General features: G+C 67.7%; 1 pseudogene. It reads right to left on the bottom strand.

Annotation, left to right across the window (positions count from 1 at the left end):
* Positions 1-171: 171 nt before the first annotated feature.
* Positions 172-621 (bottom strand): annotated as a pseudogene (locus tag EKL94_RS22175) (transposase); the annotation flags it as partial.
* Positions 622-718: the final 97 nt, after the last annotated feature.

Raw genomic sequence — 718 nt, 5'->3', positions numbered from 1 at the left:
GGAACGGGTTGGGGGGGGGGGGGGGGTGGGGGGGTTTGGGGGGGGGGCGGGGGGGCCCGGTATTTCGGGGGGGGGCGAGGGGGGCGATTTCAGGGAAACGGTTTGGGGGGAACCGGGCGTCCAGAATCGTGTTCAGTAGCTGCCTCCTAACAATTCGGGCTCTGTTGAATTTCAAGTGGGTTGCCGGGCATGAGGGTTGATCACTGCGAAGTCGAGCTTGCCGGCGATCAGGAAGATGACGGTTCTGATAGTGGTGAAGCGGGTGAAGCCGCGAGCGCGGCGCTTGGCGGACTGAAACAGGCCGTTGAGCGCTTCGAGGAAGCCGTTGGTCTGGCGGGTCTGGGCCCAGGCGACGATGCCCTCGAGGTGGCGACGGACCATGGCGGCGACCTCCTTCATGGGTTCGACCTTGGAACGCATGACGCAGGTGCACCAGTGCTTGAGCATGTCGCGTGCCACGTTGATCTGCTTGCGCGCGAGGATCTGGCGCAGCTGCTCCTTGTAGACCCAGGCGCGCGCGGTGCGCACAGTGGCCATCCTGGCGATCAGGGCATCCAGATCGGCGGCAGCCTCGGGCTTGAGGCTGGCGCGGGTCCTCAGACCCGCCCACCACTCCCCCTTGGGGGGCGCTCCGACGCCCGTCCCGTGGAGCCCGTTACCTGTCCCGCCCCCGCTGGCGGGCCCAGGGGGGGGGAAAGGGGCAAAGGGCCCCTGTCTT

Origin of the sequence: Stenotrophomonas maltophilia (assembly GCF_003970865.1) — a bacterium.
Lineage (GTDB): Bacteria > Pseudomonadota > Gammaproteobacteria > Xanthomonadales > Xanthomonadaceae > Stenotrophomonas > Stenotrophomonas maltophilia_AR.
The sequence above is the reverse complement of the archived record's forward strand: the minus strand, read 5'-3'. Positions and strand labels throughout refer to the sequence as shown.